Below are 11,851 nucleotides of genomic sequence, written 5' to 3' on the forward strand. Positions count from 1 at the left end.
CGATATTGAATAGGAATTTACTATGAAAAACGGTCTCGACCATGCAGCCTTGAAAGCAAAACAACGCGCCATTCGCGAAGGCTTCCCCGAAACTATGGGGCTGCGCGCTCACCGCGCCATCAGTTGGATCGGCCGTGCAGAAGCTTGTGGCGAGGATGATGATGCGCGTTTCATTTTCCTTTGGATCGCATTCAACGCGGCATACGCCGACGAGCAGGAGTTTCAGGCTGTCGCCCCGGGAGAACGCGCTGCTTTCGTCGAGTACTTCGCTCGACTGGTCGCCCTTGATCAAGACCAACGCATCTACAAGGCACTGTGGCAGCGGTTTTCCGGTCCTGTTCGGATGCTCATGGAAAACCGGTACGTCTTCAATCCCTTCTGGCAATACCACAATGGGATTGGCGGGTTTGAGGATTGGGAGGAACGCTTCAAGACCTCAGCCCGATCATTCGCGACATCATTCCAAGCGGGTGACACCGCGCGCGTCCTGAGCTTCGTCTTCGACCGATTGTACGTCCTGCGAAATCAACTCGTCCACGGAGGATCGACCTGGAACAGCGGCGTCAACCGGGCGCAGGTTCGGGATGGCGCTGAGATTCTTGGGTTTCTGATGCCTGTTTTCATCGACATCATGATGGACAACCCAAATGAAAACTGGGGCAAGCCATTTTATCCCGTCGTCGAATAGGTTCGAAACGGCCTTTGCTCATCACGTTTCAATTGGATGTGCAGGCCTGAGCTTGGTCTCTCATAACAGCATAGTCCGCCATCATCTCGACAACAGCCGATCCGTCTGGCAGCGTCGCCAGTTCCGCGGCCGCCCTAGACTGAAACTCCCTGCTGTATTCCACAACCGGCGGACACATGGCCACGCCGCCTGTTTCAAAACCCGCCGTCGCGCAACCGGTCAACAAGCTCGTCGCGATTGCGAGGACGGCGAGCCGCAGCCTCCAGCATCGTTCGCTGAACTTCATTGGCTTTCTCCCTGGTGTCGAGGCGTTCCGCGAGGCGACCAGCGCGTTCGCCGGAGCGGCGCAGGGTCAGCAAGAACAGAAAGATCGCAAAAACTGTGACGCCGTAGCGAAGCGTTGCGCGTGCCCATGCCGATCCAACGAGCGCAGCGAGGAGGTCGCCGATCATCGCCGCCCCCGCTTCCAGTCGTCGAGGCGGGCATAGATGGTGACCGCGATACCGCCGAGCGCGACGGCGATGAACATCCAGCGGAGCGTGTCGAGATACGGCACGAGCGGCAGGATGGCGGTCTGGGTCTCTGCCAGGACGCCTTGCGCCACCTCGACCCCGGCTGCGCCCAACGTTGCCACGCCAGCCGCGCCACCGCCCTTCATGGTGCGGCTGTCGGCCAGCACTTCGCGCGCTGGTGGAGTTTCTTCGGCGAATGCAGTCGCGCGGACTGGGAAGCGCTCGCCCCATTGGCGCGTGGGTCCGAGGTCGACATGCATGAACCCCGAGCGCGGATAAAATCCAAACCCGAGGAAACCAACCGCACGTGCCGCCGTCTCGAACGCCGCCGGATCGTGGTTCGTCATGGCGATGTCGAAGGCCGCACCGTCCATGTGCTTCGACCGGGTTGCGCCGCCGACGGAGCGGTTGTGTTCGGGACTGCGAAAGGCAGAACGGACGATCAGCGGCTTGCCCAGCCGGTCGCGCAGTGCCTGCAGCTTGTCGAGTGCGGGTTCGTTGACAAGCAGCTTGCCGGTGCCGCGGCACGCAATTTCGGCCGGGCTGAAATTCGGCCAGCGCCAGGCTTTCTCCGGCACATCGCGCCAATGGTCGTAAAAGGTCGTCGTCATGGTATCCTCCAGAAACGAAAAGACCCGCCTAGGAGGCGGGTCGATTGGACTGATAGTTTGGAGTGGCGAGCGGCTATGGACCGCCACCGAAGATTTTGAGCTTGATCGCGATGCCCGCGAGCAGCGCCAGCATCACGCCGGTGGTGATCATGCGGACGGCGGTCTGCATCGCGGTGCGGCGCACCAGCCGGACGCAGTCGAGCAATGATCGCAGATCCCGTATATCGAGCGCCGCTTCTTCACCGTCGAGACCAACATCGGCGAGCGCGCGCTTGGCGCCTTTCTCGGCGGCCCGTGCCAGCATCGCCTCGAACTCGGCGTCGGGCATGCGCACGAAACCCTGATCGGATCGGGGTGGTGTCATGAGGTAATCCTCTCTCCGATCAGCCGATCTTGCAGCCCCAAAGGGACGTGTGATCGGCCGCGAAATACCCATCCTGCGCGCGGAAATACCCATGGAGCTCAATGGTATCGCCCGCCACCAGCGGCACCATCGTCTGCAGCCAGAGGGCCGTGGCTTCCGAGACATGCGCGCCACTGATCTCGCCGTAAGACCCTCGGATTTCGGTCCCGCCGTTTAGCACGAGCCGCCCGCGCATCCGGGCCGAGGTGCTGGAATTGACCTTGTAGAGCAGCGTCGCGCCGAAGAGGTAGGTGCCGTCCACGGGCGCTGTGAACAGGTTGGTCCCGGCATCAAAGGCACCCTGATCGTTATAGTCGGTGTTGTTGAGGCCGATCTTCGTCCAGCTCCCGACGCCGACATAGTTGTCGTAGTTGGTGTACGCCTTGAAGCGCGGCAATTGCGGCTGATCGACGATGCCGTTCGCGTTGTCGACGCTGAGCCCGTCGAAGAAGGTGCTGCCGTCGGCGGAGACCGCAAGCCGGAACCTGTCGGAGCCGAACAGCCCGAACAGCGCCTTCGTGACGAAGCCGGTCTGCAGCGTGAGCCCGAGATCGTCGCCTGCGGCCTCCTTATTCATGGTGTAGAACAGATCTCCGGTGCCGCCCTCGGCGACGGTCTTCGCCGTCCAGAGCGCAGCATTCAGCTTGGCCGAGAACGGGTTCGACGCGTCCGCCGTGGTGCCAAGTCCCAGCAGCGCGAGGTTCTGCAGAGCGTCTGGGGTCGAGCCGACCCAGCCTGCACCGTCGTAGACCAACAGCAGACCTTCGTCCTGGACCCATACGCGCCAGCCAGTCCGCGGTGTCAGGCGCAGCCAGGCTCCGTCGGTCCAGAGCGCGACGTTCAGGTCCCAGCCCGCCCAGTCTCCCGTCGCGCCTGATGCGACGATGTAACGGTCGCCATCGGCGGGACTGCCTGGCGGCGCTGTCAGGTCCCGGTCGAGAACCGAGAGCTGAATGAGCCCGTCGAGGATGCGCAGCGCCTCGTTGTGGGTGACGTGCTTCTGGGCCTGCGCCGCGAGGATGTACGGAAGCAGAAGATGCGTAGTGGTGTCGGACATGGGGCCCTCAGAATGTGAGCGTGATGGTTTTCGGCGCGCCCCGCCCCACGAGGGCGGAGAGCTGGGAGATGCGGACGTCGAGCGTGTCGCCGGGCCCGAGCATCGCACCCCAGTCGGCGGTCTGCTGGGCGGCCGTGTAGACGGCGCTGGTGGTGGTCACGCTCAGCACCCGCTTGACCGTCGCGCCGTCGAGGATCTCGACCTCGTAGGCTTCAGTCTCCTCGACAAGCGGCACGTCGACCGCGCCCCAGTTGTCGGCCGCGAGTGCGCGGGACCGGCGAGTCCAGCGGATGGTCAGATCGCCCGTCGCACGTGGTTTGCGCCATGGCTGCTCGACATGGGCGACTGAAAACGGCCGCAGACCCACGCCAACCGGGTTGAAGGAGGCCGCGACATATGTCTCGTCGCTGACAGACCGGCTTGCAGGACCGATGCGCCAGTTCCACGGCAGCCCGAGATCGGCCTCGGCGATCGGGAGGGACGCAAGAGCCTCGTCGAGCACTACCACTCGAGCGCCTGCAAGAGCCGGATTAGCCATGGCCGTTTCCGTGCCGCGCTGGCCACGAAGCAGGCGCATCATTCGATAACGGCCCGGCGCAATCAGGTCTGCCACGCCGGCCTGCACGATTTCCCACGTGCCGGGTGCGCTCTCGATGGCCAGCGCATTGGCCCCGCCGAACAGCGTCAGGTCGGTGACGCTTTCCAGTGTGCCAGAGAGCAGATCGATCACCAGCGCATTGCCAAGATCGAAGCGCGAGGTCGGGCCCGCGAAGAAATCCGAGACCAGCGTTCCGATCCGGGCACGGCCGCCAAATGTCGTCAGCAGCTCGAAGCCATCGGTAGAGGGACTGCGGAACACCGCCATTTCGCCCGGCCAGGGAACGGCGTGCGCTGCGGCGAAGGGCCGATGCGCGGGTTGATCCTCTGTCAGTTGCGGCAGGTCCAGCAACACCACCTCGGGTGCGCCGAACACCACGGTTTGCGAAAGCGATGAGGGCCGTGGCGATCCTGGCGGCAGGTCGTGGGCCTCGCGATCCTGGCGGACCGCTTCGATCCCGCGTGCCTCTGCGTCGGCGATGGAGACCAGCCGCAGCGGAATGTGCCTCCCGTCATGTGCCAGCGTCACGACGTCTGCTGGATCCAATGCCAGCCGCGAGGGCGGCAGGCGGAATGCAGTTGTCTCGCGCCCGGTCCAGGCTTCCATCAGCGCGCGGCGGCAGCGCCGTTCGGCTTCCTCGGGCGGGACCGCCATCGGAAAGCTCTCCGAGGCAATCCGCGTCGTATCCACCGTGATCCGTTGCGCCTCAACAAGAGCGGCGTCGTAATCTTCGTCCGCACGCGCCACCTGCCATTTGAGCGCCTGCGGCAGTTCGGTTTCCTGCGCACGCGTAAGTTCCAGTAGGTCGCCCTCGCGGGCTGCGACAAGATCGTCGTGCGTCAGGCTGGTGATGGACGCCCGCCCACGCATGACAAAACGGATCATGCCCTCGGTCTCGACAGCGTCGAAGCCAAAGTGCCGCGACAACGTGGTGATCGAGGCGCGCGGGCTTTCCAGCGCGCCAATGGCGTAGCCCTCGACCGCGCCCCAAAGCCCCGAGACGTCGATCCGGGACTCGGGCATGCCCGTCCGCAAGCAGAGGTGCCGGACCAGCGCCGCCAGCGACACCGCGCCCAGCCGCCCGGTCAGCCAGTGGCCGAGTCGCCAGTTCGCGCCGTCCGTCCAGACGTCGGCCAGCGCCGGGAAGAAGGGATACGGCCGCGCGTCCCATGTCCAGGCGGCGCATTCGGGGACGAGCACCATCCGGCCGCCGTAGACCGAGGACAGCGGGTTGTTCGCGGCATCGCCCCACCAGAGGTACGTCGCCTCGAGATAGGCGCGCTGGATCGCGTCATCCCGCCAGCCCCGCGAGAAATGCGGCGTGAAGCTCTCCGATGACTTCGGGTCGAAGAAGACATTCGGCTGGTTCGTGCCCCGGTCGATTGCGGGGCAGCCGAGTTCTGTGAACCAGATGGGCTTCGACTGCGGCACCCACGCCGTGGGCGTCCCGCTCTCCACCCCGCCCGGGCGGTCGTAGTGCGCGTTCGACCACCAGGCGCGCAGATCCTTGTAGCGGAAGACCCATGGTTTGCTGGCGGCGCCATCCGTGATCGCGGTGCGTACCTGTGCGGAGCGATCCGCCGCGCTGGCGTAGAACCAGTCGAAACCTTCCCCGCCCGCAATGTTCCCCTGCAGGTAGGCGCGGTCGTAGATCGCGGGCCAACCCTGGGCCGCGTCGGCATGGTCGAACCCGTCGCGCCAATCCGACAGCGGCATGTAGTTGTCGATGCCGACGAAATCGATCTCCGGATCGGCCCAGAGCGGATCGAGATGGAAGAACACGTCGTCCGAGCCGTCGCCCGGCTGGTGCCCGAAATACTCGCTCCAGTCCGCCGCGTACCCGATTTTGGTGCTGGCCCCTAGGATCGAGCGGACATCGCCCAGGAGGTTCCGATAGGCCTGCACCGCCGGATAGGTGGATGCGCCCGAGCGGATCGTCGTCAGCCCCGGCATCTCGGTGCCGATCAGGAACGCATCGACCCCGCCCGCCGCCGCGCAGAGATGGGCGTAGTGCAGCACCATGCGCCGCAGACCCCAGTCGTTCGCAGCGCCAGTCCACGAGACAGACTGACCCGAAACGCTGAAGCTGGCGGGCGTTGCCGCGCCGAACAACGCCGCGACTTGGCTTGCAGCCGTAGCGGTCTTGTCCACGGTCCCAGCGTATCCTGCTGCAGGTGAACAGGTGATCCGCCCGCGCCACGGGAAGATTGGCTGACCCGTAAGGGCGGCGTTGTCCGAATATGGGTTCGGCAGGGTGTTGTCCGGCGGCACGTCCATCAGGATGAAGGGATAGAAGGTCACGCGCAGGCCACGCGCCTTCATCTCCTGGATCGCCTGCACGACAGCGAAGTCGGCGGGCGTGCCGCCATAAACCGGGCGATCCTGATCATCGCGGCTGACCAGAAATGCATTCGCCCGGCTGACGCCATTCACGGACCACGTCGACGGCGTGGTCGATTTCGCGGTGACCTCGACGCCGGGCCGCACCTCGCAGTTTCCAGCGCGCAGATCGCCTCCGAACCAGGCCACGACCAGCGAAACGCTTTCGACCTTTGGGGCCATAGCTTGCAGCCGATCCAGCGCCACCACCATGTCGGCGGTGTCGGTCAGGGCATTGAGGTTTTCGGGCTCGGACGAGCCGCCTCCGCCCTTCCGGATGCCCTGCGTGGCATAGGCGAACTCGCCCGAGGCCGGGATCATGGTGACCGCTTGCGTGAGACCCTCGGCCGTGTCCGGATCGGCCAGCGGACGGAAAACTTCGAAACTCAGCTGCGGGATGCGGTTGCCGTAGTTCCCTAGCGGCAAGTCCTCGAACACCACATAGGCCGTGCCGCGATAGGCGGGCGTGTTCGCCACGCCCATCTTCGCGGAAATAAACGGATCGGCCATCTGACTCTCGTCGCCCGGATACCAGCGCCACGTGATCCCGGCGGTGTCCAGCAGCTTCCCGTCCGCCCAGATGCGGCCGATGCCGGTGATCGGCCCCTCGCAGAGCGCGACCGCGAAGCTGGCATAGTAGAAGTATTCGGTCGTCTTGACCTTGCCGCCACCCCCGCCACCCTTGCCGCCGCCCTGCGTCGTGGTCTTGGTCTCCTCGCGGAAGTCGGTCGCCCAGATGATGTTGCCGCCGATCCGCATGCGGCCATAGAGACGCGGGATCACCGCCCCTTCGGTAGCCGAAGTGATGCGCAGATTGTCCATCCGCGCACCTTCGATCCGCTGGGTCGGCGCAAGCGAAGAGATGATCCAGCTGTCGACAACCGATCCGATGGTGGAGCCGATAAAGCCACCGATGGTGGCGGCGCTGACGCCAAGTATCGCACCACCAATGCTGCCGCCAATGGCGGCACCTGCGGCGCCGAGGACAAGCGTGGCCATGTCGGGGTCTCAACGTTGCGGAAACAGGAAGGCGAAGGCGATGCGTCGCCGCCAGGATGGGGTGAGCGGTTCCTCGATGACGCCGAGCCGATCGTAGGCATGGAGGAAACTGTCGGGCCCGGTGAGGATCCCGACATGCTTGGCGATGGCGCGCGGCATCATGCGGAACAGCACCAGCGCGCCAGGCCCGACCTCGGCGGACGGCACCTCGATCATCATGCGCCGCGCACCCTCGGCAAGCACCTCGCGCGGGCCAGTCTCGCCCCAGTCGCGGCTATAAGGCGGGATCGGGAACGGCTCGGGGCCCACCACCTCGCGCCAGACGCCGCGTGCCAGCCCGAGGCAGTCGCAGCCGACACCGCGCAGGCTCGCCTGATCGTGATACGGCGAGCCGAGCCAAGACCGGGCAATGGCAATGACACATGCTGGATCAGCGGAGGTCAAAGCACAGACCCCTCATGCCCGCCATCCTTGGTGGCGTAGCGCAGGACCGCGTCCTGGCCGGGGATGTGCGGGAAGCCGCGGAAGTTAACGATGTTCGTGAACTTGGCTCCGCAGGTCTCCATCCGCTTGTCGCAGCCGGCGCGGATGGTGAAGCCGTCGCCCTCGGAGATCTCGCGCACTGGCGCTTCGAGTAGCGTCAGCACCGCGATGCCGTCGTTGACGTCATGGCCCAGCACCTCGGTGCGCCTCCCCACATTCGCGCCACTGGTCCACTCGATGGTCCCGAAGGTGAACCAGCCGGAGGCGAAACCGCCGAGCCCCGAGGCTGTGAAGGCCCGGTCGCGCAGGAGATCGATCAGGACCCCGGTACCCTTGAAGGCCGTGTTCTCCAGATCGACGCGGCAGCACGTATCGCCGAGCGCGGCGTCACAGGTCGCCTGGAAGGTCCGCCCGACCGTCTGGCCGAGCACATGCGCGAGCGAGCGGACCTCGGCGACGAAGGCCAGCCGCCCGCGCCTGATCTGGCCGATGGCGCCGCGGCGCATGAGTACGCGCTGGGAGGTCATCTGCCAGTTCACTTGCCAGACCTCGATTTCGGCGTTGTCCCAGCGCCCGTCGAGAATATCGGTCTCGGTGATGCGCTCAGAGGTCAGCACGCCCTCGGCGTCCTGCGCATCGACCGACAGGTCCGATCCCGAGCGCACCTCGGATGCCGTGAGCCCGCTCTCGGGCTCGAAGTCCGTGCCGTCGAAGCTGAGTGTCCGGTCGTGATCGGTGAAGCCGAAACTCGCGCCATCGGCGCGCGCGATCCGCCAGCACCAGGCCAGCGTCGTCGTGCCGTCGTCGAGATGGGCCTGCAAGGCGGGGCCAAAGGTCTTCATCGGCGCAGTTCCAGCAGCGGGATGGAGGTGATCGAGCCGAGCCGCTCGAGGTCGAGCGTCACGTCGAGCGCATCGGTGTCGAAGCGGACCGGCACGTCGAACTCGAACCCCGCGGTGATCGCGACGCCGGGGCCCGGCGCCGCGCTGAAGGTGACGATGCCGGTCGTGGTGTCGACCGACCAGCCGGAGGGCTGCTCGACGCCTGACAGCGCGATGCGCACAGTTCCGTTCACCGGCTTGGCGATGGCACGCGTCCAGGATTGCGCGCCGGAGGCGTAGTGCTTCACCAACTGGAAGGAGGTCGCCGTGCCATCGCCGGTGCCGATCGCCTGGTCGGTCGGCGACGGCGCGCCCGAGGGCAGGCAGGACTTGTGGTCGCCCCAGTCCTTGAAGCGGAAGCCGTGGAGCCGTCCGTTGCGTGCCTCGAAGAAGGCGACCACGGCGGCGAGATCGTCCGCGCGGCGGATGCCATAGGCGATGTCATAGCGGCGGCGCGAATTGGCCCAGCTGGCGTTGCGTTCCTCGTCACCCGAGGCAAGTTCAACGATCTGGGTGCGCCGCTCGGGCCCGCCCCGCGCGCCGCGGCTGATGTTGTCGGGGAACCGCACCTCGTGAAACGCCATCACATGCCCCTCCGCCCGAGCGAGACCGCACGGGCGATGTCGGCCGCGACCTGCGTCCGCGACTGCCGGAAGCTCTCCGCGTCACGGGCCATGATTGTGACGTTGACGCCGCCGCCCGCGCCGTAGGCCTGCGCCTCCCGCCGTGACAGAACCCGCTCGCCGCGCTGGAGGATCGCTGGCACCTCGTCGTGGCGAAGTCCTGCCATGCCGCCAGCATGCATCCGTGGCGCGGCGGCGAAGGCCATGGCGGGCACCATCCGCGAAGGTACGGCCGATCCGACCATCCCGCCCGCATGCAGAATGTTGGCGAAAATCCCGCCAGCTCCGGAGAAGACGCCGGAGAGCGCGTTTGCGATCGGCCCGAGGATGAACCGCCGTGCCGCCAGCTGGGCGAGATCGGCCAGCAGCGAGGTGACGAGATCGCGAAAGTTCAGCTTGCCGGTCCGCACGAACTGGCCCACCGCGTTCTCGGCAGACTGGAAGGCGCCGACGAGGCTCTGGCCGATATCGCCGCCGATCGCGCGTGCCTTGCTGGCGTAGTCCGACAGAGCGGCGGTAACGGCCTTCCACCCAGTGACGGCGGCCTCGGTCGCGGGCTCTGCCGCAGCGCCAGCAGCTCCGGCCGCCGCACCCGCACCAGTGGCGGCGCGGCCGGCATCGCCGAGCGCCGTCTCCAGCCGCTCCGCCGCAGCGGTCGTCTCGGCCAAAGCGCCGGCGCCGTCCTCGTCTGTGCCTCGGACTGCGTCGCGCAGCGCCTGCCAGCTTTCGAGCGGCGCGCGGGCCCCTTCGGCCAGATCGCGCGCGGCACCGCGATAGACGTTCGCGGACTCGAGCGCCCTGTTCGCCGCCTCGGTCAGACCAAGGTCTGGCGCAGTGAGCGGGCTGTCCTCGAAGGCTCGGTCGAAGGCCGCCTGCGCTGCGGTGGTTGCGGCGGTCGCCGCGCCCTCGAAGCGGTTCTCGATCTCACCGAGGTCGAGATCGGGGATGATCGAGATGCGTCGCTCCGACCCGAGCGCTTCCAGCCCCTGATTGATCCCGCCGATGAATGTGTTGATGCGAGAAACAACGCCGTTCAGCATCGCTTCGACACCGTCGATCAGGCTGTTCGCCGCCTGAAACGCGAGATCACCGATGGCGGCGGGCAGCATTCCCCAGATCGCCTTGATCGCCTCATAGGCACCCTCAAAAGTGTTCGCGGCCGTGTTGCCAAAAGCCACCACGCTCTCGATGGCGCTCTGCATGCCGGAGGCGGCATCGGCCTTCAGATCGAAGGACATCGCCGTGGTCGCAGCGCCCGCCGCCGCAGCCCCCATCTTGATCCGATCCCAAACTTCGACGGCAAGGTCCTTTAGGAGCGACATTGCCTCGCCAAAGCCGCCAGCTCCCGACACAAGCCGGGTGAACTGGTAGACGAGTTCGCCAGCGCCGACGATCAGCGCCCCGATACCGGTCCGGATCAGCGCGCCGCGCAAAACGACGAGCGCGGTTGCAAGGCCACGGACTGAAAGCGCCGCAGCGGCCATTCCCGCCACCCAGCGGCTCGCGAGAAAGGCCGCGAAGGTGGCGGCGTAGGTGGTCAGGCGGCCGATGTTGTCGAAGAGCCCGCGGATCGAGGTGCCCAGCGGACCCGTGCGGCTTGCCACGGCCGCCATGGCGTTGGCGACGGCCTCCAGCGCGGGTGCCGAGGCGACCGCGAGCTGGTTGGACAGCCCGCGCCAGATCAGACCGAGCCGGGACATCGCATCGTTGGTCCGCTCGATCTGGTCGGCGTCCTGCTCGGAGACCACGACCCCGAAGGCGCGCACGTCCTCGGTCGCCTGGCGCAGCGTCGCCGTGTCGATCCGCGACATGGCGATCGAACCTTCCTCGCCGAACAGCTGGCCCGCGACTGCTGCGCGTTCAGCGGCAGGCACGAAGTCCTCGATGGCGGCGTTGATCGCACCGACGCGCTGGTCCAGCGGCAGAGCGATCACCTCGCTGGCCGAGAGCCCCAGCCGGTCGAGCGCGTCGGCGGCGGGACCGGTCCTGGCGGCAGCCTGGCTCAGCCGTCGTGTCATGTCTTTCGTCGCCTGCTCGATTCCGGACATCGACACGCCCGCCAGTTCGCCCGCGCGCTCCAGCGTCTGGATCGAGGCGACGGTGGTGCCGAGGGACTGGGCGAGCTTGGCCTGCGCGTCGACGGTCTCCATAGCCTTGCGCGCGAGATGCTTGCAGGCGGCATTGAGGTAGCTGCATGAACAGCAGGGTGCCGATCCCGGACACCGTGACGCTGCAGGTGCCATTCCGCATCGTGAAGCGCGGCGGACGGAAGGAGATGCAGTTGCCAGAAGGCACTGCGCACTCACGGCGGACCGATAACACGCTGGTCAAGGCGCTTGCCCGTGCATTCCGTTGGAAGAGGTTGCTGGAGTCGGGCGAGTTCGCCACCATCGCCGAACTTGCCGAGCGCGAAGGTATCGCTCCCTCTTACATGACGCGGGTTCTGCGACTCACGCTGCTCCCGCCTGACATCGTCGAGGCGATCTTGGACGGGAAGCAAGGGCTGGAAGTGACACTGGCGCGCGCGCTCGAGCCGTTTCCTATGGCGTGGGAGGAGCAGCGCCAGCACTTCCAGACAGATACTGACCTTTGAACTCCATCCGAAAAGTCCGCGCGA

11 protein-coding genes are annotated in these 11,851 nt (G+C 66.2%); 2 read left to right on the forward strand and 9 right to left on the reverse strand.

Annotation, left to right across the window (positions count from 1 at the left end):
• Window positions 1–22 precede the first annotated feature (22 nt).
• A complete protein-coding gene (locus AC2FLO_RS19060) occupies window positions 23–688 on the forward strand; it encodes a hypothetical protein (protein WP_496752011.1) in 666 nt (221 codons plus the stop codon).
• Window positions 689–882: 194 nt separating this feature from the next.
• Here the strand turns inward: AC2FLO_RS19060 and AC2FLO_RS19065 are convergent, their stop codons facing one another.
• From AC2FLO_RS19065 to AC2FLO_RS19105, 9 genes are all read right to left on the reverse strand, one after another.
• A complete protein-coding gene (locus tag AC2FLO_RS19065) occupies window positions 883–1,140 on the reverse strand; it encodes a hypothetical protein (protein WP_496752014.1) in 258 nt (85 codons plus the stop codon).
• Window positions 1,137–1,811 carry a D-Ala-D-Ala carboxypeptidase family metallohydrolase gene (locus AC2FLO_RS19070; protein ID WP_496752016.1) on the reverse strand — a complete coding sequence of 225 codons (675 nt, stop codon included), beginning with the start codon at window positions 1,809–1,811 and terminating at the stop codon, window positions 1,137–1,139. The genes AC2FLO_RS19065 and AC2FLO_RS19070 overlap by 4 nt, the downstream gene beginning before the upstream one ends.
• A gap of 73 nt (window positions 1,812–1,884) precedes the next feature.
• On the reverse strand, window positions 1,885–2,175 hold the full coding sequence (locus AC2FLO_RS19075; protein ID WP_037207576.1) for a DUF6127 family protein: 291 nt from the start codon (window positions 2,173–2,175) through the stop codon (window positions 1,885–1,887).
• 19 nt (window positions 2,176–2,194) lie between these two features.
• A complete protein-coding gene (locus tag AC2FLO_RS19080; protein WP_496752018.1) occupies window positions 2,195–3,271 on the reverse strand; it encodes a DUF2793 domain-containing protein in 1,077 nt (358 codons plus the stop codon).
• A gap of 7 nt (window positions 3,272–3,278) precedes the next feature.
• Entirely contained in the window at window positions 3,279–7,247 is a 3,969-nt protein-coding gene (locus AC2FLO_RS19085; RefSeq protein WP_496752020.1) for a baseplate multidomain protein megatron, read from the reverse strand.
• 9 nt (window positions 7,248–7,256) lie between these two features.
• Window positions 7,257–7,691: an NlpC/P60 family protein gene (locus AC2FLO_RS19090; RefSeq protein ID WP_496752022.1), complete on the reverse strand. Its 435-nt coding sequence runs from the start codon at window positions 7,689–7,691 to the stop codon at window positions 7,257–7,259.
• Window positions 7,688–8,572, reverse strand: coding sequence for a phage/gene transfer agent baseplate hub protein (locus AC2FLO_RS19095; RefSeq protein WP_496752024.1), 885 nt, complete (start codon window positions 8,570–8,572; stop codon window positions 7,688–7,690). Before AC2FLO_RS19095 ends, AC2FLO_RS19090 begins: the two co-directional genes overlap by 4 nt.
• On the reverse strand, window positions 8,569–9,195 hold the full coding sequence (locus tag AC2FLO_RS19100) for a phage distal tail protein, Rcc01695 family (RefSeq protein ID WP_496752025.1): 627 nt from the start codon (window positions 9,193–9,195) through the stop codon (window positions 8,569–8,571). Before AC2FLO_RS19100 ends, AC2FLO_RS19095 begins: the two co-directional genes overlap by 4 nt.
• Window positions 9,195–11,384, reverse strand: a complete 2,190-nt coding sequence (locus tag AC2FLO_RS19105; RefSeq protein ID WP_496811740.1) for a phage tail tape measure C-terminal domain-containing protein — start codon at window positions 11,382–11,384, stop codon at window positions 9,195–9,197. The genes AC2FLO_RS19100 and AC2FLO_RS19105 overlap by 1 nt, the downstream gene beginning before the upstream one ends.
• A gap of 44 nt (window positions 11,385–11,428) precedes the next feature.
• Between AC2FLO_RS19105 and AC2FLO_RS19110 the strand changes: the two genes are divergently transcribed.
• Window positions 11,429–11,827 carry a hypothetical protein gene (locus AC2FLO_RS19110; protein WP_496752027.1) on the forward strand — a complete coding sequence of 133 codons (399 nt, stop codon included), beginning with the start codon at window positions 11,429–11,431 and terminating at the stop codon, window positions 11,825–11,827.
• The last annotated feature ends 24 nt before the right edge of the window (window positions 11,828–11,851 follow it).

Source organism: Ruegeria sp. TASC047 (assembly GCF_059612445.1).

Excerpts from the sequence above, each read along its gene's own strand:
- AC2FLO_RS19065 (WP_496752014.1), bottom strand. The coding sequence starts at position 1,140 with ATGATCGGCGACCTCCTCGCTGCGCTCGTTGGATCGGCATGGGCACGC.
- AC2FLO_RS19110 (WP_496752027.1), top strand. The coding sequence starts at position 11,429 with ATGAACAGCAGGGTGCCGATCCCGGACACCGTGACGCTGCAGGTGCCA.
- AC2FLO_RS19070 (WP_496752016.1), bottom strand. The coding sequence starts at position 1,811 with ATGACGACGACCTTTTACGACCATTGGCGCGATGTGCCGGAGAAAGCC.
- AC2FLO_RS19060 (WP_496752011.1), top strand. The coding sequence starts at position 23 with ATGAAAAACGGTCTCGACCATGCAGCCTTGAAAGCAAAACAACGCGCC.
- AC2FLO_RS19085 (WP_496752020.1), bottom strand. The coding sequence starts at position 7,247 with ATGGCCACGCTTGTCCTCGGCGCCGCAGGTGCCGCCATTGGCGGCAGC.
- AC2FLO_RS19100 (WP_496752025.1), bottom strand. The coding sequence starts at position 9,195 with ATGGCGTTTCACGAGGTGCGGTTCCCCGACAACATCAGCCGCGGCGCG.
- AC2FLO_RS19105 (WP_496811740.1), bottom strand. The coding sequence starts at position 11,384 with ATGGAGACCGTCGACGCGCAGGCCAAGCTCGCCCAGTCCCTCGGCACC.
- AC2FLO_RS19080 (WP_496752018.1), bottom strand. The coding sequence starts at position 3,271 with ATGTCCGACACCACTACGCATCTTCTGCTTCCGTACATCCTCGCGGCG.
- AC2FLO_RS19075 (WP_037207576.1), bottom strand. The coding sequence starts at position 2,175 with ATGACACCACCCCGATCCGATCAGGGTTTCGTGCGCATGCCCGACGCC.
- AC2FLO_RS19095 (WP_496752024.1), bottom strand. The coding sequence starts at position 8,572 with ATGAAGACCTTTGGCCCCGCCTTGCAGGCCCATCTCGACGACGGCACG.